This is a genomic window from Actinoplanes sp. NPDC026619, from assembly GCF_040638295.1.
Lineage (GTDB): Bacteria > Actinomycetota > Actinomycetes > Mycobacteriales > Micromonosporaceae > Actinoplanes.
The window spans coordinates 420,256-439,735 of the sequence record NZ_JBEZYA010000001.1; the positions used below are offsets into that span (position 1 = coordinate 420,256).

Annotated in this window: 18 protein-coding genes; 7 read left to right on the top strand and 11 right to left on the bottom strand. The window is 69.5% G+C overall.

Annotated features, from left to right (window positions below):
- The first annotated feature begins 98 nt into the window (after positions 1–98).
- Positions 99–926, top strand: a complete 828-nt coding sequence (locus tag AB0E90_RS02080; protein ID WP_360398003.1) for a DUF5753 domain-containing protein — start codon at positions 99–101, stop codon at positions 924–926.
- 19 nt (positions 927–945) lie between these two features.
- On the opposite strand, the gene AB0E90_RS02085 is transcribed toward AB0E90_RS02080, so the two are convergent.
- The 6 genes from AB0E90_RS02085 to AB0E90_RS02110 all read right to left on the bottom strand — a co-directional run bounded on the left by AB0E90_RS02085 (position 946) and on the right by AB0E90_RS02110 (position 8,238).
- Positions 946–1,944 (bottom strand): glycosyl hydrolase, encoded by a 999-nt coding sequence (locus AB0E90_RS02085; protein WP_360398005.1) that lies wholly within the window; start codon positions 1,942–1,944, stop codon positions 946–948.
- Between the two features lie 32 nt (positions 1,945–1,976).
- A complete protein-coding gene (locus AB0E90_RS02090; protein ID WP_360398007.1) occupies positions 1,977–4,331 on the bottom strand; it encodes a glycoside hydrolase family 2 protein in 2,355 nt (784 codons plus the stop codon).
- Positions 4,332–4,342: 11 nt separating this feature from the next.
- A complete protein-coding gene (locus AB0E90_RS02095; protein WP_360398009.1) occupies positions 4,343–5,155 on the bottom strand; it encodes a carbohydrate ABC transporter permease in 813 nt (270 codons plus the stop codon).
- A complete protein-coding gene (locus AB0E90_RS02100) occupies positions 5,152–5,988 on the bottom strand; it encodes a sugar ABC transporter permease (protein ID WP_360398011.1) in 837 nt (278 codons plus the stop codon). Before AB0E90_RS02100 ends, AB0E90_RS02095 begins: the two co-directional genes overlap by 4 nt.
- Positions 5,985–7,286, bottom strand: coding sequence for an ABC transporter substrate-binding protein (locus AB0E90_RS02105; protein WP_360398013.1), 1,302 nt, complete (start codon positions 7,284–7,286; stop codon positions 5,985–5,987). The genes AB0E90_RS02100 and AB0E90_RS02105 overlap by 4 nt, the downstream gene beginning before the upstream one ends.
- Before the next feature lie 124 nt (positions 7,287–7,410).
- Complete coding sequence (locus tag AB0E90_RS02110) at positions 7,411–8,238, bottom strand: substrate-binding domain-containing protein (protein ID WP_360398015.1); 828 nt, start codon at positions 8,236–8,238, stop codon at positions 7,411–7,413.
- Between the two features lie 18 nt (positions 8,239–8,256).
- Between AB0E90_RS02110 and AB0E90_RS02115 the strand changes: the two genes are divergently transcribed.
- Positions 8,257–9,390, top strand: a complete 1,134-nt coding sequence (locus AB0E90_RS02115; protein ID WP_360398017.1) for an ROK family transcriptional regulator — start codon at positions 8,257–8,259, stop codon at positions 9,388–9,390.
- Between the two features lie 19 nt (positions 9,391–9,409).
- Entirely contained in the window at positions 9,410–9,616 is a 207-nt protein-coding gene (locus AB0E90_RS02120) for a DUF2945 domain-containing protein (protein WP_360398019.1), read from the top strand.
- On the opposite strand, the gene AB0E90_RS02125 is transcribed toward AB0E90_RS02120, so the two are convergent.
- The 3 genes from AB0E90_RS02125 to AB0E90_RS02135 all read right to left on the bottom strand — a co-directional run bounded on the left by AB0E90_RS02125 (position 9,605) and on the right by AB0E90_RS02135 (position 14,048).
- Positions 9,605–11,566, bottom strand: a complete 1,962-nt coding sequence (locus AB0E90_RS02125; RefSeq protein WP_360398021.1) for an NACHT domain-containing protein — start codon at positions 11,564–11,566, stop codon at positions 9,605–9,607. The genes AB0E90_RS02120 and AB0E90_RS02125 overlap by 12 nt on opposite strands.
- A gap of 90 nt (positions 11,567–11,656) precedes the next feature.
- Complete coding sequence (locus AB0E90_RS02130) at positions 11,657–13,069, bottom strand: MFS transporter (RefSeq protein ID WP_360398024.1); 1,413 nt, start codon at positions 13,067–13,069, stop codon at positions 11,657–11,659.
- A 10-nt stretch (positions 13,070–13,079) separates the two neighbouring features.
- Positions 13,080–14,048 carry a helix-turn-helix domain-containing protein gene (locus tag AB0E90_RS02135; RefSeq protein ID WP_360398026.1) on the bottom strand — a complete coding sequence of 323 codons (969 nt, stop codon included), beginning with the start codon at positions 14,046–14,048 and terminating at the stop codon, positions 13,080–13,082.
- A gap of 70 nt (positions 14,049–14,118) precedes the next feature.
- Here AB0E90_RS02135 and AB0E90_RS02140 point away from each other — a divergent pair, with 70 nt between their 5' ends.
- The 3 genes from AB0E90_RS02140 (at position 14,119) to AB0E90_RS02150 (ending at position 17,237) form a co-directional block, all read left to right on the top strand.
- Positions 14,119–15,036, top strand: coding sequence for an EamA family transporter (locus AB0E90_RS02140; RefSeq protein WP_360398028.1), 918 nt, complete (start codon positions 14,119–14,121; stop codon positions 15,034–15,036).
- Between the two features lie 73 nt (positions 15,037–15,109).
- Positions 15,110–16,066 carry a glycosyltransferase family 2 protein gene (locus AB0E90_RS02145; protein ID WP_360398030.1) on the top strand — a complete coding sequence of 319 codons (957 nt, stop codon included), beginning with the start codon at positions 15,110–15,112 and terminating at the stop codon, positions 16,064–16,066.
- A complete protein-coding gene (locus AB0E90_RS02150; protein WP_360398032.1) occupies positions 16,050–17,237 on the top strand; it encodes a mannosyltransferase family protein in 1,188 nt (395 codons plus the stop codon). The genes AB0E90_RS02145 and AB0E90_RS02150 overlap by 17 nt, the downstream gene beginning before the upstream one ends.
- Here the strand turns inward: AB0E90_RS02150 and AB0E90_RS02155 are convergent.
- Together AB0E90_RS02155 and AB0E90_RS02160 are read right to left on the bottom strand one after the other, a co-directional pair.
- A complete protein-coding gene (locus tag AB0E90_RS02155; protein ID WP_360398034.1) occupies positions 17,209–17,718 on the bottom strand; it encodes a VOC family protein in 510 nt (169 codons plus the stop codon). The genes AB0E90_RS02150 and AB0E90_RS02155 overlap by 29 nt on opposite strands.
- A 93-nt stretch (positions 17,719–17,811) precedes the next feature.
- On the bottom strand, positions 17,812–18,528 hold the full coding sequence (locus AB0E90_RS02160; protein WP_360398036.1) for a CPBP family intramembrane glutamic endopeptidase: 717 nt from the start codon (positions 18,526–18,528) through the stop codon (positions 17,812–17,814).
- A 148-nt stretch (positions 18,529–18,676) separates the two neighbouring features.
- On the opposite strand from AB0E90_RS02160, the gene AB0E90_RS02165 reads away from it, so the two are divergent.
- Positions 18,677–19,480 carry a CAP domain-containing protein gene (locus AB0E90_RS02165; RefSeq protein WP_360398038.1) on the top strand — a complete coding sequence of 268 codons (804 nt, stop codon included), beginning with the start codon at positions 18,677–18,679 and terminating at the stop codon, positions 19,478–19,480.

The window sequence follows — 19,480 nt, forward strand, 5'->3', positions numbered from 1 at the left end:
CTAGCGCTCAAAGATCACGAAGTTCCACTGTGGATCACCGTTTGGGGCAGGCGGGAGATTTGAGCCAGGGACAGGGTGCCGGTTCCACCGTGCGCCGGATGCAGCTCGGCGCACGGCTGCGCGCATTGCGCCGGGCCGCCGGTCTGAGCAGGGAAGATGCCGGTCATCCGATCCGGGCATCGGAGTCGAAGATCAGCCGGATGGAGCTGGGCCGGGTCGGTTTCAAGGAACGCGACATCACCGACCTGCTGACGTTGTACGGCGTGACCGACCCCTACGAACGCGAGCGGCTGTTCGCCTTCCTCCGGGAGGCCAACGCCCCGAGCTGGTGGCAGGAGTACGGCGATGTGCTGGACTCCTGGTTCCAGACCTATCTCGACTTCGAGCAGGCCGCCGAGCTGATCCGCACCTACGAGGTCCAGTTCGTCCCGGGCCTGTTGCAGACCGAGGCGTACGCGCGGGCGGTGATCAGTCTCGGGCACAACCGCAACGATCCGCACGAGATCGACCGGCGCGCCCGGCTGCGGATGGAGCGTAAACAACTGCTGCTGCGCCCGGACGCCCCGAAGGTGTGGGTGGTGCTCGACGAGGCGGTGCTGCACCGCCCGATCGGCGGACCGGCCGTGCTGCGCGAGCAGATCACCGCGCTGCTCGAGCTGACCGAGTCCGCCGGCGTACAACTGCAGGTCATGCCGTTTTTGTCGGGTGGGCATGCGGCGTCCGGCGGTGCTTTCAGCGTGCTGCGCTTCCCCTACCAGGAGCTGTCCGATGTGGTGTATATCGAGCATCTCACCGGCAGCCTCTACATCGACAAGCAGGAGGAGGTCGACCGTTATTCGGCGGCGATCGGCCGGCTGTTCATCGAGGCGGCGCCCCTGAGCGAGACCCCGGCCATCCTGACCCGGGCGCTGAAGGAGATCAGCTGAAGCTCAGAGGCGCCGCGCACTAGCCGATCTTGACCTCGCCCTGGTTCAGGACACGGGAGTGGAAGTAGGTGGCCTGGATCTCCGCGTTGGAGTTGTTGCCGCGGAGCTGCTCGGACCAGATCATGAAATACGCCCATCGGGTCTGCGACGCCAGCAGCGAGCTGTCCGGCATCTTGCCCATCTCGGCGATCGCGATCGGCTTGCCCGCCGCGATCGACTGGATCTGCGAATAGTCACTCGACGACGGATAGTTCTTGTACCACGCGTCGAGGGACACCACGTCCACATAGTTGCTGCCCGGATAGTAGGACGACCAGCCGCCGGCCGGGTTGTCCTGCACGTTCCAGACCCAGATCAGGTTGTCCAGGCCCTGGCTGTCGAAGTAGTCCTTCATCTGCTGGAAGATCTTGGCGCCGCCGTTCGCGCCGGGCCGGCCGCCCCACCAGTTCCAGGTCTCGTTCATCTCGTGGAACGGCCGCCACAGCACCGGTACCCCGGCGGCCTTGAGCTGCTTGAGGTAGGGCACGACGGCGGCCATCCGGCTGCGCCACGTCTGGTTGAGCGTGGTGCCGCCGGTGACGATCTGCTGGAACTGCGCGTCGGCGATGCGGGTCTTGACGCCACCGTCGAACTCGCAGGTGCTGCCCACCGTCGGTGAGCAGGCGTGCCAGGTGAGCGCGACCAGGGAACCGTTCGCCCATTCGGTCTTGGCCTGGTCGATGACGCGCTGCCGGTTGGCGACGTCGTCGGCGCGGAACATCATGTCGCCGCCCCACAGCCCGGGCCACTGCCCGGTGACGTCGTGCACCTGCTGGGTGTACTGCCCCGGCGACGTGGCCGGCTCCTTGTTGTGCTGCCCGGAGACGATCGAGGTGCCGGTGATCGACTTGAGGTAGTTGAGGACGGTCGTGCGTGAGGTGGCCGCGAACGCCGAGGCGTCCGGGGCGCTGTGGACCATGCCCGCGCCGAGCAGCACCAGAGCGGCGCCGACGGCCCAGACCGGGCGGGGGATCTTCATGGGGGGAAACCTCCGTTGGGGAGACGGATTTTCTAGGACCGCAGGGCCGTGGCCAGGTCGGTCAGGACCCACGGGGCTTTGATCAGGCCGGCATCGAGCTCGGCCGGCGCACGAACGGCAAAGGTGGTCGACTCCCCCGGCAGCAACGTCACGAACCCACGGTCCACGACGGCGTCGGGGTGCAGACGATCCGGCTGAAGCAGCAGGTCACGGGCGAGTCCGGCCGCCGTGACATGCACATCGAGCCCGCCGGGCACCGATTCGGCGGTCACGGTCAACTCCGAATCAACAAGATCAAAATCAGAGGCGAACCACAGATTTTGTACGCCGTTGAACCGCGCCACAACCATCTCGGCCGCCCCCGGAAGCTCGGGAACTTCCACGAGCACGACGGATCGCGGCGGAACCGAGAGGTCCGTGGCGGTCGAGTCGATCCACAACGAGCCGGCCCACGGCGCATCGTGGTCGTTCATCACCGCGACGACCAGACCACCGTCCCGCGGCTCGATCGACAGGGCCCGCGCGGCATAGAGCGACTTCAGCTCGAAGTACAGCGGCTTGTACCGCCCCGCCCCGTCGATCGCCGCCCACGAGGTGACCGGCCACAGGTCGTTGAGCTGCCACAGGATGGTCCCGGCGGTGTGCGGCCAGTGCGACCGCCAGTGCGAGATCCCGGTTCGCACGGCGCGGACCTGATTGAGCTGGGTGAGGTAGTGCCAGGCCTCCATCGAGGACGGGGCCGGCGCCGGGAAGTGCGCCGCCAGCCCGCGGGCGAGTTTTCCGTTCCCGTCCTCGGCTTTCTGGTGATGAAGCACGCCCGGCGAATCCGGGCGCAGCGGCGAGTCCGAGAGGGCGTCCCGAAGGGTTCGCCAGGCCGGCGGCGCCTGCCACCCGAACTCGGCCACGAACCGCGGCGCCGAGTCCCGGTAGTGCAGATAGTCCTGCCGATTCCAGACGTCCCACGAGTGGAAAGTTCCGTGATCAACTGCGTTCGGCTCGTGCTCCCACGACCCCGACCAGGGGCTGCCCGCCATGTAGGGCCGCGACGGGTCCAGCTCGGCGACGATCGCCGGCAGCGTGTCCAGGTAATACTTCGAGCCCCAGCTGAGGTCGCCGCCCGGCTGAGCGTCCCAGCCGCCGGCCCGATAGAGCCAGAGGTTCTCGTTGTTGCCGTTCCAGGCGACCAGGCTCGGATGCGACGACAGCCGCACCACGTTCTCCCGCGCCTCGGCCACCACTTCGGAGTAGAGCGGCTCCTCCTCCGGGTAGCAGGCGCAGGCGAACAGGAAGTCCTGCCACACCATCAACCCGAGCTCGTCGCACACCTCGTAGAAGTCGCGCGACTCGTAGATCCCGCCGCCCCAGATCCGCACGAGGTTGACGCCGGCCGCGGCCGCCTCACCGAGCCGCCGCGCATACCGTTCCCGGGTCATCCGCGACGGAAAGATGTCGTCCGGGATCCAGTTGACCCCCTTGATCAGCGTCGGCGCGCCGTTGACGTGAAAAACGAACCCGCCGCCGGACGTGTCGATCTCCACCGTGCGAAAGCCGACCCGCCGCTCCCACCGGTCCAGCTCGGTCTCCCCGTCGAGCAGCACGACCACAAGTGAATGCAGATTCGGCTCATCCGGTTCCCACGGCGCCACCCCGGCGATCTCATGCGTCAGCGTCACGCGCTCGCCCGGCAGCGGGCCGGCCGCGGACTCGCGCACCGGCACGGTCGCGATCTCGTTGCCGTCGAGCACGACGCGGGCGCGCAGCGCCGAGTCCCGGGTGCGCTCCACCGCAATGTCAACGTCGAGCAGACCGGTGCCGTCCCGGTAGGTCGTCAGTGCGCGCACCGACCTCAACCGGGCCGTGCTCCACCCTTCGAGGCGCACCGGCCGCCAGATGCCGGCGGTGACCAGGGTGGGGCCCCAGTCCCACCCGAAACTGCAGGCCATCTTGCGCACGAAGTTGAACGGCTCGGGGTAGGCGTTGGGGCGGGGACCGAGCTCAGCGCGTACACGATCGGCTTCTTGGTAGGCGGAAGTTAATCGGACTCGCAAGTCTCGCGGGGTTTCGTCGATCAACTCGGTGACGTCGAAGCGATAGCTTCGGTGCATGTTGCGGGTCGACCCGAGAGTGACGCCGCCGAGCGAGATGTCGGCAACCGTGTCGAGCCCCTCGAAGACCAGGTCGATGCGGTCCGGCCGCGGCCCGGTCCAGGCGACGTCCCGGTTGTAGGTCCAGTCGGCGCGGCCGATCCAGGCCACCGCGTTCTCGTTGTCGTCCAGGAACGGGTCGGGGATCAGCCCGGCGTTCAGCAGATCGACATGCACGCAGCCGGGGACGGTCGCCTCGGTGGTGAGAGGGCCGCTCAGCGTCCAGCCGCTCGCGAGATCCATCGATGATCCTTTCATTTCGTCGCTCCGGCGGTGATGCCGTTGTAGATGAAGCGCTGGAGCAGCAGGAAGATCACGACGGTCGGCAGGATGACGATCATGGTGCAGGCGGCGATCGTCTCCCACTGCGCGCCGTAGGGGCCCTTGAAGCGGAACAGCGCCGTCGAGATGACGTTCAGATCGGGCGACCGCAGGTAGAGGAAGGGGATGTAGAACTCGTTGTAGATCGCGATGCCCTTGATGATCACGACGGTGGCGATCGCCGGACGCATCAGCGGCAGGACGATCTTGCGGTAAACGGTGAATCGCCCGGCGCCGTCGATCAGCGCGGCCTCGTCGAGGCTCTTCGGGATCGACTGCATGAACTGGATGAAGATGTAGATCGAGACGATGTCGGTGCCGAGGAACAGCACGATCGCCGACCACAGCGTGTTGACCAGGCCCATCGACTTGACGATCTGGAACGTCGCCACCTGCGTGGTCACCCCCGGCACGAGCGCCGCGACCAGGAACAACCCGAGCACGACGCGCTTGAGGGCAAAGGCAAAACGACTGATGGCGTACGCCGCCAGGGTGCCCACGAAAACCGTGCCGGTCAGCGAGACGACCAGGATGATCGTGGTGTTCCAGAAGCCGCGCAGCATGTGCCCGCCCCGCCAGGCGGTGGCGAAGTTGTCCAGGTTGAACCAGTCATGCGGCGGCGTGAGCGGCCCGGTGGTGCTGTATTCGGCGTGCGTCTTGAACGCCGCGAACAGCACCACCACCAGCGGGACGAGCACGACGATCGACGCGACGACCAGGGACAGATATTTGGGGATGCTCCTCATGAGAGCGTCACCTCCTCGTCCGGCAGCAGCAGGCGTTGCAGCCAGGTGAGGGCGAGCACGATGAGCAGCAGCACGACGGCCATCGCCGAGGCCAGCCCGATCTGGCGGAACTGGAACGCGGTGTCGTAGGCCTGGATGACGAAGGTGCGGGTGTCGTTCGCGCCGCCGGTCATGATGAACGGGATCTCGAAAACCGCGAGGCTGCCGGAGATCGCCAGGATGAAGGACAGGCTGATGATGCGGCGGATCCCGGGCGCGATGATGTGCCGGAACTGGTGCCACCGGGTCGCGCCGTCGATCTCCGCGGCCTCGTAGATCTCCCCCGGGATCGACTGGATCGCCCCGAGGAAGAGCACGAAGTTCAACCCGGTGAACCGCCACACCGACGTGCCGGCCAGGGAGAAGTTCGCGATGTCCGGATCGCCCAGCCACAGCGGAGTGTGGCCGCCAAGGATGGTGTCGAGCGTGCCGCCGGGCTGGAAGAAATAGAGGAACACGAACCCGACGGCAACCCCGTTGAGCAGGTACGGGAAGAACAGGATGCCCTTGAACAGGTTGCGGAACCGGGTCTTGAAGGACAGCACGGTCGCGAAGTAGAGGGCGATCCCGATCTGCGCGAACGACGCCACGAAGTAGTAGAGGCTGTTGAGGAAGACCCGCCAGTACCGCTCGTCGGTGAAGACCCGCACGTAGTTGTCCCAGCCCACCGGCGTCATCACCGGCCGAAGCCCGTCCCACTGGTGGAAGCTGTAATAGATCATGTTCGCGACCGGCACGTAGGTGAAGATGACCACCAGGGCGAGCGCGGGCGCGAGGTAGAGCCAGGGCTTCACTTCATGACCCGGGCCTGGGACGCGCCCCACCGCTTGTTCAGCTCGGCGAAGTAGGAGTCCTTGTCGCCCTTGGCGGCGCCCCGCGCGACGTCGACGAGCTTCTGCCGATAGATGTTGCCGCCCAGGTCGATCTCGGAGTCCTTGACGATCAGGTCCTCCTTGCCGGCGTTGGTGGTCGCCGCGGGCAGCTCGATCAGCTCGACGCCGGTGCCCTGGAACTCCTGCAGTGCCGTCGGCAGCGGCTGGCCGATGACCGGCGGGACGGCCTGCTGGTCGGCGGCGAAGCCGGACTCGGTGACGAAGAAGTCGAGGAAGGCCCGAGCGGTGGCCTTGTTCTTGGAGGTCTTGGCCACCGCGGCCTTGTAGTCGCCCTGGATGCTCGAGTAGAACTTGCCGCCGGTCTGGTAGGGGAACGGCCAGAACGCGATGTCGTCCGGGTTGGCGCCGGCGGACTTGGCGGCCTCCTTCATCTGCGGGATGGCCCACGAGCCGAGCAGCATGGTGGCGACCTTGCCGGTGCCGATCATCGGCTTGGAGCCTTCCCAGTTGGTCGTCAGCGGGTCCTTCTCGCTGAGACCGGCGTGCACGATGTCGTACAGCAGGCCGTCGGTGATGTACTGGATCTTCCCGGGCTGCCAGGGCGCCGGGTCGGCCGGGAACTTCTCGTTGATCGCCGCGTCGTCGAGGATCGACCGCTCGCTGTTGAAGACGCTCAGCGGCCAGCCGTCCTTGTAGTTGGTGTAGAACGGCACTGCTCCGGTCTTCTTCACCAGAGCGAGCCCGGCCAGGAACTCCTCGGGCGTCTTCGGCGGCGTGGTGACGCCGGCCTGCGCCCAGATCCGCTTGTTGATGACGACGCCGCTGGCGACCCCGCCGACCGACAACCCGTACACCTGGCCGTCGTACGCCTTCTCGTCGGTGAACCGGAATTTCGCCTTGAGCGAGTCGACGCTGCCGAGCGGTTCGAAGAACTGCGACAACTGGTCGACCGTGACCGTGTTCGGGATCAGCAGCACGTCGCCGTAGTCGCCGCCGCTGAGCTGAGTGGTGACGTCGCCCTCGTAGTTGGTGACGCCCTCGAAGGTGACCTTGGTGCCGGGGTATTTGGCCTCGAACTTCTTCGCGTACGCCGGGAGGGTGCTGTCGACCAGGTCGGTGCGGTTGGTCAGCACCGAGATCGAGCCGGTGATGTCCCCGCCCTTGTCCCCGCCGTCGTCGTCGCCGGCACCGCCGGTGCAGCCGGACACCAGCAGGGTCGCACCCGCGATGGTCATCAGGAATCGCCGTCTGTTGATCATGTTCGCCACCAGTCATCGATGCGTCGGGCGCCCAGCATGTGACGTACGTTGCAGCCATGTCAAGGTTAGATTAATAATTTAAGTAGTCATCCTCCGTGGAGAGAACGCTCTGACCAGCCTCTTTTTAGCGGGTGCTAGCGCGCGCCACGAGATGGGCGGTCGGCGCCTCATAGACCGCGGGCGGCTTACCGGCCATCGCGTCGAGCAGCGCCCCCGCCGCGAGCTCACCGATCCGGCCGACGTCGTGGCTCATCGCGGACAGCGCCGGCACCGCCAGCTGGCACAGCGCCGAGTCGTCCCAGGCCACCACCGAGACATCATCCGGCACGGCCCTGCCCTGGTCGCGCAACTCGTCAAGGGCGGCCAGCGCCATCAAGTCGTTGTCGCAGACGATCGCGGTCGCGCCCACGCGGATCAGCTCCGCCGCCCCTTTTCGCCCGGACTCGTACGAATAATCGCCCTCGGCCCGCTCCAGGTTCACGGCGCTGTCCCGCGCCTCCGCCTCCGCGCCCGCGCGCCGCAGTTGGGTGTGCACGAAGGACGCCGGGCCGCTCAGGTGGCCGATCCACACGTGTCCCCGGCCGACCAGGAAACGGATCGCCTCCCGGGCGAAGCCGGCGTCGTCGGTCCACACGGTCGGCAGCCCCGACGCGGTCGACGGCGCACCGATCACCACCGCCGGCAGCCCCAGCCGGTTGACCTGAGCGACCCGCTCGTCGTCGGGCGCCAGGTCGACCAGCACCACACCGTCCACGAAGCCGCGCGCCGCCCACCGCTCGTAGGTGTCGCTCTCCGCCGCCCGGTCGGTGACGACCTTGACCAGCACCGACACGCCCGCCGGGGTCAGCACGCGCTCGAGCCCCTCGAGGAACTCGTGATAGTAGGGCTCCTCGCCGAGCACCCGCGACGCCCGGGCGAGAACCAGCCCGACCCGCCGCTGCTCCGTCAACACTTCGCTACCGTACCTGCCATGGCACGTCGTGAAGCCGCAGCCGGAGGCCCGGGCAGCCGCGCCCTCGTGGTGGACGTGGTGCGCTCGGCGACCGCAATCAGCCGGGTCGAGCTGGCCGAGCTGACCGGCCTGACCCAGCCGTCGATCTCCAACATCGTCCGCGAGCTGATCGCCGACGGCGTCATCCACGAGACCGGCTCGGCCGACTCGATCCGCGGCAAGCCCCGCAAGCTGCTCGCCATCAACCCCGACAACCGGTTCGGCCTCGGCTTCCAGCTCGGCCCGGAGTCGGTGACCTGCGTGGCCATCGACCTGACCGGCGGCGTGGTCGGCCGCGAGGTGGTCCCGCTCGACGGCACCGACCGGCCGGCCCAGCTGGCGGCCCGCTTCGACGACTTCACCACCGGCCTCGACCTGCGCCCCGACCGCATCGAGGGCCTGGCGATCGTGGCCCCCACCGCCCCTTCCTGGGCGCCCGAGCTCGCCGACCGCCTGCGCATCCCGGTGCTGGCCGAGAACGACGCGGCCGCCGCCGCCCTCGGCGAGTTCTGGAGCCGGCGGGTCTCCCGCGAGCAGGCGTTCGGCAGCGTCTACCTCTCCACCGGCATCGGCGCCGGCCTGGTCTTCGGCGGCGCGCTGTTCCGCGGCGCGAGCTTCGACGCCGGCGCGCTCGGGCACGTCTCCATCGCGTACGACGGCCGGCCCTGCCCGTGCGGCAACCGCGGCTGCGTCGAGCAGTACGCGTCGATGGCCGCGACCGTCGAGGCGGCCCGTTCCGCGGGAATGCGCCTGGGCCCGACCGTGGCCGGCGCCTACGACACCCTCGCCCGTGCCGCGGTCAGCGGCGACCCGGAGGCGTTCGCCATCGTGGACCAGGCAGCGGAATACCTTGCCGTCGCCGTGACGTCGATGGTCAACCTGCTCGACCTCGGCCGGCTCGTGCTGACCGGCCCCGGCACGGCGGTGGCCGGCTCGATCTACGCCCGCCGGTTACGCACCCACCTGGCCGCCACCGCCCACGCCCGGCACAGCCACGAGATCGTCGTCGAGCTGTCCGCCCAGCCCCGGGACGCCGCCGCCATCGGCGCGGCGGCGCTGGTCGTGCAGGCCTCGATCGCCCCGGGCCACACCCCCAGCGTTACTCCGGCCTGATCACGGGTATGCCTCCGGCATGGCCGACAATCTGAAAAAAGGCGACAAAGTCACCTGGAGCAGCCACGGACAGACGGTCGACGGCGAGGTGGAGAAGAAGATCACGTCAAGGACGAAAGAGGCCGGCCGTACGGTCGACGCCTCCCCCACCGAGCCCCAGTTCCAGGTCCGCAGCGACAAGACCGGCCGCGACGCCGTACACAAGCCGGAAGCCTTAGATCTTTGAGTTGTCGTCGAGGGTGGCCAGCCGGTTGCGGAGCAGGCCGTGGCGGAACTGGTAGACGCTTCCGGCCCGGCGGAGAACGCCGCGGTCGCAGGCTTCGTCCAGGCCGCGCAGCAGCTGCCACGGCGTGCGGCCGGTGACGCCGAGAACAAGCGTCGCGAGGACGAACTGACCCCAGGCGCTCAATAGGATCGCGGCCAGAGCGACGGACAGTCCGCCCAGCCACGGCCAGGGCTGCGCCAGGCTGACACCGAACGAGAGCAGGAAGACCTCGGTGGCGCCGGTGATCCCGGCCGAGAGGAGTGCGGCCGCCCGGTCCTTGGCCAGTGCGACGAGCGGGCTCACCGCGGACGGGGCAACCTCCGCACCGCTGGCGCAGGCCGCGACCAGACCGGCCGACAACGCGAGGCCGAGGCCGTTGGCGGGGTGGCCGGTCACGCTGCCGATCAGGAAGAGCGGCAGGCCGGCGACCAGGGACAGCGACCGCAGTCCGCGCCACGTGATCCGTCGCGGATGGTGCCGGTCGGTGAACAGCATGCGCCCGAAGGCGACGAAGACGCCGAGCCAGGACCCGAGGAAGATCGAGCCGAGCAAGGACAAACCTTCGTCGGCGAACACAACGGACGCACCGGCCGAGAGCGAAAAAATGTTGACCACCAGAGCGGTGAGAATGACGTACGCGATGGAGATCAACTGAGCCGCCGGGACCGGTTTGATCTCGTTGATCTGCCACCAGGCGAGGTCATACGTTCGCTCCGCCCGCATGTGGCGGGCGAGGACGGACAGCCACCGGCGGGTCCGGCCGATATTGGTCTGCGTGCTCGCGTAGGCCGCCGGCACCAGATGCTCCAGCAGGTGCTCCTCGATCCCCACCCGGCTGGTGGCCCACTCGGCGAGCAGAAGCTCATCCGGACTCGTGCGCGGGCTCTGATAGACCATCCGGGCCAGCCAGATCATCAGCGGCGTCGAAAGCGCCCCGGTCAGCGGCGTCGAGGCGCCGGCGCGCAGGTGGTGAAGCACGCCCGCCCACCGGGTGTCGGCCATCGCGGCGCTGTCCGCGAGATGCTGGGCCGCCTCGGTTGCGGCGATCGGCTGGAGCTCGACCACCGACGCGGCGGGAATCGGCCCGCAGGCGCGCACCGCGGCCTCGTAGGGCACCGTCCGCGACGTCACGACCAGCTCGCGGCCGGCCGCTGCGGCGGCCGAGATGCCGATCAGCGCGGCCCGCTGGAACTCGTCGTTCATCTCGTCGAGTCCGTCCAGGACCGGCAGGATCGATCCGCGCGCCACCAGCTCGCGCGCGAGGGTGCGCCGTCCCCCGCCCGGCGCCGGCACGGTTCTGCCCAGCCGCCCGTCGGCGCTGACGATCTGGGTGGCGATCCACTCGTCGAGCGGCTGAACCGGGTTCCAGCTCGCCGCGGTCAGCAGGACCGGAACCGGTCCGTGTCCGGCGCGGCGTTGCAGCAGTTCGAGCGTCAGGTGCAGGACCAGCATCGACTTGCCGGTGCCCGGGTCACCCAGCACGACGAGGCGTCTCGGCACGTCGTCCCGTTCGAGCAGGTCGGCAATCTCGCCGTAGACCCCGTCCAAATCGACCGAGCCGCCTCCCGGTTTGCCGCGGACCGAGGCCCAGCTCGCCGACACCGCCTGCGCCCGGGCACTCGACAGCCACCGCACGTTCAGTGGCCAGGGATCCCGGATCCGCCGGGCCGCCTGCTCGGCGGTCCATTGCTCGCGTTGTGCCTCGGCCAGCCGGGCGAGCGCCACCTCTTGACCGTCGCGCCGGGCTGCACCGAGCTGCCAGAGCCGGAAGAGCGCGCCGGCGGCGATCGCGAGGGATCCGACCGAACCGAACACGACGCTCGACCACTTGTCCGCCTTGTCGAGACCCTCCTGCCCGAGGAACCAGGCCAGCAGAGCCGCGACGAGCGCGGTCGCCGACAAAATGATCAAAAACCATGCTCGGGGGCGCAAATACCATCGCGGCACCCAGCAATGATGCCCGTCGATAGATAGGCCCGATACCTCCGTACGGCTGACCCCTCAGGTTGAGGCGGTCAGTGGGGTGGCGATGTCCTCCAGGCTCATGCGCTCGGCCTTCACGCCCAGGAATGCCTCGACGAGGCCGCCGGCGATCATTACGGCGGCGCCGATGACGAAGGCGACGACGGTGTCGCTCACCTTGCCGCTGCCGACCAGCTCGGAGAAGATCAGCGGACCGGCGATGCCGCCGGCGGCGGTGCCGATCGCGTAGAAGAAGGCGATGGCCAAGGCCCGGGTCTCCATCGGGAAGATCTCACTGACCGTCAGGTACGCCGAGGAGGCGCCGGCGGAGGCGAAGAACAGCACCACGCACCAGCAGGCGGTCATGGTGACCGCGTTCAGGGTGCCCGCGCTGAACAGCCACGCGGTGCCGAGAAGGAGCACACCCGACAACACGTACGTGCCGGTGATCATGACTTTGCGGCCGATCGAGTCGAACAGGTGCGCCAGCAGCAGCGGGCCGGCCAGGTTGCCGACCGCGATCACGGCGAAGTAGTAGCCGGTGCTGCCGGACGGCACCTTGAAGAACGTCTGCAGGATCTGGGCGTACCCGAAGGTGATCGCGTTGTAGAGGAACGCCTGCCCGATGAACAGCGAGAACCCCAGCGTGGCCCGCTTCGGATACTTCGTGATCAGCGTCTTGGCGATGGTGCCGAACCCGATCTGCTTCCGCTGGTGGATCTCGATGGTCTTGTCCACCGGCTCGAGTGAACCGCCGATCTCCTCCTCGACCCCGCGGACCAGGGCTTCCGCCTCGTCGCCGCGGCCGTGGATGAACAACCAGCGCGGGCTCTCCGGCACGTGCCGCCGGACCAGCAGGATCACCAGGCCGAGCACCACGCCCATGCCGAACGCGACCCGCCAGCCCCAGCCGACCGGCAACTGGGTGAGGATCGGCACGGTGAGCAGCGCGCCGAACGCCGCACCGGCCCAGTAGGTGCCGTTGATGATCAGGTCGATCCGGCCGCGGTGCCGGGCCGGGATCAGCTCGTCGATCGCCGAGTTGATGGCCGCGTACTCGCCGCCGATGCCGGCGCCGGTGACGAACCGGAACAGGAAAAACCACCACGGGTCGAACGAGAACGCGGTCATCGCGGTGCCGAGCAGGTAGACCGCGAGCGTCACCATGAACAGCTTCTTGCGGCCGAACCGGTCGGTCAGCCAGCCGAAGAACAACGCTCCGCAACAGGCGCCGAGCACGTAGATGGCGGCACCGAAACCGGTGACCTGACTCTGCGTGATGTGCAGGCCGCTGCCCTGTTCGGACAGTCGCCCGGAGAGATTACCGACGATCGTGACCTCGAGGCCGTCGAGCACCCACACGGTGCCGAGCCCGATCACAATCATCCAGTGCCAGCGTGCCCAAGGCAGGCGGTCGAGCCGCGCGGGCACATCGGTGCGGATCGTGGACATGCGATCGCTCCTACCCCGGCGGGGCGGGAGCCATTCGGAAAGCCGCGCGGTACGTTTCGGGCGTTACCCCACGCACCCGGCGAAAGTGCCGCCGCAGGGTGTCGGCGCTGCCGAAACCGCAGTGCCGGGCGACCGCGGCGACCGGCAGGCCGGAACGTTCCAGCAACTGCTCCGCATGACGTACGCGCTGGTCGCGCACCCAGGCGGCGGGCGTCTCACCGGTCGCCGCCAGGAAGTGGCGGATGAACGTGCGCGGTGACATCGCGGCCCGGAGCGCGAGCGCCTCCACCGACAGGTCCTCGCTCAGGTGGTCGGTGATCCAGTCGAGCAGCTCGGCGAGGCCGTCGCCGGTGCGTGGCGGCGGGACCGGAGCGCGGGAGAACTGGGCCTGGCCGCCGCTGCGGTGGGCCGGCACGACCAGCTCGCGGGCCATTCGGCCGGCCACGTCGGCGCCGAACTCGCGGCGCAGCAGATGCAGGCACAGGTCGATCGCGGCCGAGGCGCCGGCACTGGTCGCGATCGGTCCGTGCACTACGTAGATGCTGTCGCGATCCACGGTGACCTGCGGAAACCGGCGGGCAAGTTCATCGGCGTACGCCCAATGCGTCGTCGCCGTACGCCCATCCAGCAGGCCCATCGCGCCCAGCTGGAACGCTCCGGTGCAGAGAGCCGCCACCGTCGCACCCCGCGCGACGGCACGCGTCAGCGCCGCCGCAAGCTGGTCGCCGGGCGGCGGGACCGGTGGCGAGGCGCCGGTGACGATGATCAGGTCAGCGGTTTCGAGGCGGGTCAGATCGTGGGCCGGTGTGATCGTGAATCCGGTCGAGGAGCGCAGCGGCGCGACCCGCTCGGCACACACCGCGTAACGGAACCGGGGCAGGTCGGCGTCGATCGCGGCGAGCCCGAAGATCTCGCTGGCCACGCCCAGTTCGAAGGCGGGCACCGGCTCGGCGATCACCACCGCGACATCGGTGAGCATGCCTCCAGCATGGCACGAACTGCGGCATGCATGGCAAAACTGCCAACCCCGGCGTGGGTACGGGATGACTATGACCTCACTGGGACCGCTGCTCATCGTGTACGTCGTGTGGGGCTCCACCTATCTGGCGCAGAAGGTGGGCCTGGACGGCATCCCGCCGCTGACCCTGAACGCCATCCGGTTCCTGCTGGCCGGCCTGATCCTGTTCGCGTACTGCCGCGCGCGCCGGTGGCCGATCCCGAACCGGCGCGAGTGGCGGGCCGGCGCGATCCAGGGCCTGCTGCTCCCGGCGGCCGGCACCGGCGGCGCGGCCTGGTCGGAGCAGTGGTTGCCGTCCGGCATCACCGCGCTGTTCCTGGCCACGATTCCGCTGTGGATCGTGCTGGGACGCCGCGTCACCGACGGTGAGCGGATCGGCTGGCCGGTCGGGTCCGGCCTGGTCCTCGGCATCGCCGGGGTGGCGGTGCTGACCCGGCCGAGCGGTTCGAGCGACGCGGTGGCGATCGCCGTGGCCCTGGCCGGCGCGATGTGCTGGGGCCTCGGCTCGGTCTACGCGATGCACGCGCCGCGCCCGTCGCACGCGCTGATGGCCAGCGCCATCGAGATGCTCTGCGCCGGCGGCATCCTCGCCGTCCTGGCCGCGTGCACCGGCGAGCTGACCCGCATCCACTTCGTCCCACAGTCGGTGTGGGCCCTCGCGTACCTGGTCGTGTTCGGCAGCATCGTCGCCTACACCGCCTACACCTGGTTGCTCGATCATGTCGCGCCGCGCATCGTCGGCACCTACGCCTTCGTCAATCCGGTCGTGGCCGTCCTGCTCGGCTGGTGGATTCTCGGCGAGCCGCTCGGCGCCCGGGTGCTGGCCTCCACCGCGTTGATCGCCGCCGGCGTGGCGCTGATCGTGACGGCCCCGGCCCGCCCCAGGTTGCACGATCAGGCAAAGAGAGATGTGCATCTCCTGTGCAACTCCCATGAACGTGCCACCTAGTTGATCGGCCGTCCGGCGCTCCCTTTTCGTTGGCCAACCTTCTCACCGGTTGGGATGTGAAAGGGAGTGCCAGATGAGGTTGTCCGTGGTTGTTCCCGTGTTCAACGAACAGGACGTGCTTCCGCTGTTCGCCGACCGGCTGCGCCCGGTGCTCGACAGCCTGGGCGGGTCGTACGAGGTGCTGGCGGTCGACGACGGCAGCTCCGACGCCACCCCGGCGGTGCTGGAGCTGATGCGCCGGCAGTGGCCCCAGCTGCGGGTCGTCCGGCTGCGCCGTAACAGCGGTCATCAGAACGCGCTCACCGCCGGCCTGCACCGCGCCCGCGGGCAGTACGTGGTCAGCATCGACGTCGACCTGCAGGACCCACCCGAGGTGATCGCCGAGATGCTGCGGCTGGCCGAGAGCTCGGGGCTCGACGTGGTGCACGGCGTGCGGGCCGACCGCCGCACCGACAGCCCGTTCAAGCGCTGGACGGCCGGGGCGTACTACCGCCTCGTCCGGCGCGTGGCCGGCGCCGCCGTGCCGGCGAACGCCGGCGATTTCCGGCTGCTGAGCCGAACCGCCGTGGACGCCCTGACCGGGCTGCCCGAGCACCGGCCGGTCTATCGCCTGCTGGTGCCGTGGCTCGGCCTGCCCAGCGGCGAGGTGACCTACACCCGGGAGCGGCGGGCCGCGGGCCGCTCGAAGTATCCGATCGCCAAGATGGTGCGGCTGGCCGTCGACAGCATCACCGGCTTCTCGGCCGCGCCGCTGCGGTTCGCGACCTGGCTGGGCTGCGCCGGCATCGTCCTGTGCCTGCTGCTCGCGGCCGGTGTCCTGGCCGCCCATCTGTGGGGCAACGTCGTACCCGGCTGGACCTCGCTCTTCGTCGCGATGGTGTTCCTCGGCGCGCTGCAGCTGCTGTGCCTCGGCCTGCTCGGCGAGTACGTGGCACGGATCTTCACGGGCCTGCAGGGCCGCCCCGACTACGTCGTCGTCTTCGACTCGGCCACCGTCGACCAGGGAGCCCGCGTTGCAGTCCGTTCTTGAGCCGGCCACGGTCCCGGCCCCGGCGGCGGCACCGGCGGTCACCCCGGTCCGGCAGCCCTGGCGGGCGGCGTTCATCGCGGCCCTGGCGATCTGGTCGGCCGTCACCGTCACCCATCTCGCCGTGAGCGCGCTGGCCTGGCTGCCCGGTAAGGAAGGCCAGACCCCGGACCTGTCGATGATCTTCCTCGGCTGGAACCACTGGGACGCCGGCCATTACGTGCGGATCGCCGAGAGCGGCTACCACCTCGGCCCCGGCTTCCCGGCGTTCTTCCCGCTGTATCCGCTGCTGATCCACGTCACCGACGTGGTGCTGCCGGGCGGCGCCCTGGCCGCGGCCCTGGTCGTCGCGAACCTCGCCGCGTTCGGCGCGCTCGCGGTGCTGCACCGGCTCGCCGAGCACGAGTTCGGCCCGCGGGTGGCGCAGCGCGCGGCGTGGTACCTGGCCGCGTTCCCGACCGGGTTCTTCCTGTTCATCGGCTACAACGAGTCGCTGTTCCTGCTGCTGGCCGTCGGCGCGCTCTACGCCGGGCGGCGCGGGCACTGGTGGCTGGCCGGCTCGCTGGGCGCGCTGTCCTCCGCCACCCGGCTGTTCGGCCTGCTGCTGATGGCGCCGCTGGCGATCGAATACCTGCGCCGGCGCCGGTTGCGTCCCGACGTTCTCGGGATCGCGCTGGTGCCGCTGGGCGTCGTGGCCTACAGCGTCTACTGCCGGCTGGAGCTGGGCGATCCGCTCGCGTTCAGCGCCGCGCAGGACCAGTGGGGCCGGCGATACACGTTCCCCGGCGAGGCCTGGCTGATCGCGGTGCGGCAGGCGAGCGGTCATGGTCTGCTCTCCCCGGCCGCGCTGGGCGGAATCCTGGACGCCGGCACCATCCTGGTCGCGGTGGTGCTGCTGATCCTCTGCGTCGCCGGGCCGGTCAGGTTCCGTCGCGACCAGCTCTACCTGGTGGTGCAGGCCGCCCTCACCCTGGTCCTGCTGATGTCCACCGAGGTGGGCGGCCGGTCGATGCAGTCGGCGGCGCGCTACACGATGGAGGCGGTGGCGGTCATTCTGGTGCTGGCCCGGCTCGGCGCCAACCGGCTCGTCGACCGCAGCGTCCTGATGATCGGCGCCGCCCTGCACGCCGTACTCCTGGTGGTCTTCATGACCGGAACGTTCCTGGTCGGCTGACCGCTCCGCCGGGGCCGCCGCTCAGCTCCCGGTCCAGGGTCTCCTGGGCGTCGCGCATCGCCTCGGCGAATCGCGGCTCGGCCAGCCGTCGCATGCCTACTTCGGGCGCGACGTCCTCGACCACCGCGCTGATCCACCAGATGTTGCCGGACGGATCACGGACCCGGCCGCCCCGCTGCCCGAACGCGTGGGTGGCGGACTCGGTCACTACGCGAGCCCCGGCCGCGACCGCCCGCTTCATCGTCGCGTCGGCATCGGCGACGAAGACCCGGAGCAGCGACGGCATGGCCGGCCAGTCCGGCCGCCGGTCGAACGCGAGCAGAACCGTGTCGCCCACCCGGATCTCGGCGTGCCCGATGCTGCCGTCCTCGAGCGCCACCCGGCCCAGCTCGACGCCGTCGAACACGGCGGTGACGAAATCCAGCAACGCCCCGGTGTCCGGCGTGACGATCCACGGCGCGACGGTCGTGTAGTTCTCCATACCGGCCACGCTAGGCCGCTCAGCGGTCAGTTCCTGTCCTGATCGCCCTCGCCGGTCCGGCGGGGCCGGACGGCCGACGAGGTGGCGGGCGGTTCAGGCCAGGCGGGTGGCGGCCAGGGCGGAGGCGGCCAGCAGGCCGAGGCCGTTCGTGGCCCAGTGCAGGGCGGCTGAGGCGAGCAGGCTGCCGCTGCGGCGGCGCAACTCGCACAGCAGCAGGCCGGCTACCGCCGTGAAGGCGACGGCGCCCGCGACGGCCAGCACCCGGCCGGTCATGCCGGCGCCGACGGCGGCCCCGACCGCCTGGTTGGCGTGGTTGAGGCGCAGGGACGGCAGGATGTGCCAGAAGCCGAACAGGACCGACGACGTGATGCTGGCCCAGGTGGCGCCGCGGTGCCGGTTGACCAGGCCGAGCAGGACGCCGCGGAAGGCGATCTCCTCGAGCAGCACAGTGCCGATCGGCACCACGATGAACGCGGTCATCAGCGCGGCCCCGGGATGCAGGTGGTAGCGCACGTCCTGGAAGGCGGGGCGGGTCAGCGGCAGGGCGATCCCGATGCCGTAGACGACGATCACCGCGCCGACCGCGCCCACCGCGTATTTCAGGCCGGGCAGCAGCGTCTGCCGCGACATGCCCAGGTCCCGCCAGCTCAGCCCGGCCCGCCGCGCGATCAGCACGAGCATCAGGGCGACCAGGGGGCCGGCGACCAGTCCAGTGTGCCGCGGGCCGAACTTGTCGGCGATGTTGACGGCGGCGAGAACCAGGACGACGGTTCCGAAGAGGAGGGCAAGACGGCGGGTTTGGCTGGACATCGCGACCAACAGTACCCACGGCCTGGGTTAGGCCCGCCTGTGGCGATCTTTAAGGAATCCTGAAGAGTCGTACGGAATGGATCGATGCTGCGCATAGTGGTCAGTCGCGCCGCCCCACGACGCACATCGACCATGAACGAGGACAAACGTGCTTTCCCGTCACCGCAAGCCCACCCGGACCCGCTACGTAGTCCTGGCCGTCGCCACGGCCGGCCTGCTCGGCGTGACCGGGGTCGCCTCCGCACGGACGATCCACCGCTCGCACGACGCCCGCCCCGCCTCGGCGCTCGGCTCGGCCACCACCGAGGCCTACCGGCACCGGCCGCGACCGACCACCTCGGCCACGACGGCACCGACGACTCCGGCCACGAGCGCGCCGACGACGCAGCCCACCGCGCCGCCGCCGACCGTCCCGGCCTCGCCCTCGGCCACGCCGTCCGCCACCACGCCGGACACGACGCCGACCACGGTGCCGACGACCGCCCCGGCCACCACGCCGACCACCGTGCCGCCGACCACGACGCCGGCCGGCGACCCGGTGATCACGGCCGCGCTCGAGCACATCAACGCGGCCCGGGCGGCGAACGGCGTCGCGCCGCTCACCCTCAGCGCCCAGCTGTCCACGGCGTCCGAGGCGCACAACGCGCTGATGGCCGGCGGCTGCGGCCTGTCGCACCAGTGCTCCGGCGAGGCCGGACTGGGTGACCGGTTCACGGCGGCGGGCGTCTCGTGGAACACCGCCGGCGAGAACATCGGCCAGGGCAACGCCCAGAACACCCAGGCGTCGATCATCGCGGCGGCCAACGGGCTGACCGACCTGATGATGGCCGAGGTGGCCCCGAACGACGGCCACCGCAAGAACCTGCTCAACACCAGCTTCAAGCGGATCGGGCTCGCGGTCACCCGCGACTCGAACGGCAAGGTGTGGTTCACCCAGGACTTCGTGAACTGA

Bases quoted from the DNA above. Each gene is read 5' to 3' on its own strand.
- AB0E90_RS02160 (WP_360398036.1), bottom strand. From the start codon at position 18,528: ATGTCCAGCCAAACCCGCCGTCTTGCCCTCCTCTTCGGAACCGTCGTC.
- AB0E90_RS02095 (WP_360398009.1), bottom strand. From the start codon at position 5,155: ATGAGGAGCATCCCCAAATATCTGTCCCTGGTCGTCGCGTCGATCGTC.
- AB0E90_RS02135 (WP_360398026.1), bottom strand. From the start codon at position 14,048: ATGCTCACCGATGTCGCGGTGGTGATCGCCGAGCCGGTGCCCGCCTTC.
- AB0E90_RS02155 (WP_360398034.1), bottom strand. From the start codon at position 17,718: ATGGAGAACTACACGACCGTCGCGCCGTGGATCGTCACGCCGGACACC.
- AB0E90_RS02130 (WP_360398024.1), bottom strand. From the start codon at position 13,069: ATGTCCACGATCCGCACCGATGTGCCCGCGCGGCTCGACCGCCTGCCT.
- AB0E90_RS02090 (WP_360398007.1), bottom strand. From the start codon at position 4,331: ATGGATCTCGCGAGCGGCTGGACGCTGAGCGGCCCTCTCACCACCGAG.
- AB0E90_RS02145 (WP_360398030.1), top strand. From the start codon at position 15,110: ATGAGGTTGTCCGTGGTTGTTCCCGTGTTCAACGAACAGGACGTGCTT.
- AB0E90_RS02140 (WP_360398028.1), top strand. From the start codon at position 14,119: ATGACCTCACTGGGACCGCTGCTCATCGTGTACGTCGTGTGGGGCTCC.
- AB0E90_RS02120 (WP_360398019.1), top strand. From the start codon at position 9,410: ATGGCCGACAATCTGAAAAAAGGCGACAAAGTCACCTGGAGCAGCCAC.
- AB0E90_RS02105 (WP_360398013.1), bottom strand. From the start codon at position 7,286: ATGATCAACAGACGGCGATTCCTGATGACCATCGCGGGTGCGACCCTG.
- AB0E90_RS02115 (WP_360398017.1), top strand. From the start codon at position 8,257: ATGGCACGTCGTGAAGCCGCAGCCGGAGGCCCGGGCAGCCGCGCCCTC.
- AB0E90_RS02085 (WP_360398005.1), bottom strand. From the start codon at position 1,944: ATGAAGATCCCCCGCCCGGTCTGGGCCGTCGGCGCCGCTCTGGTGCTG.
- AB0E90_RS02080 (WP_360398003.1), top strand. From the start codon at position 99: ATGCAGCTCGGCGCACGGCTGCGCGCATTGCGCCGGGCCGCCGGTCTG.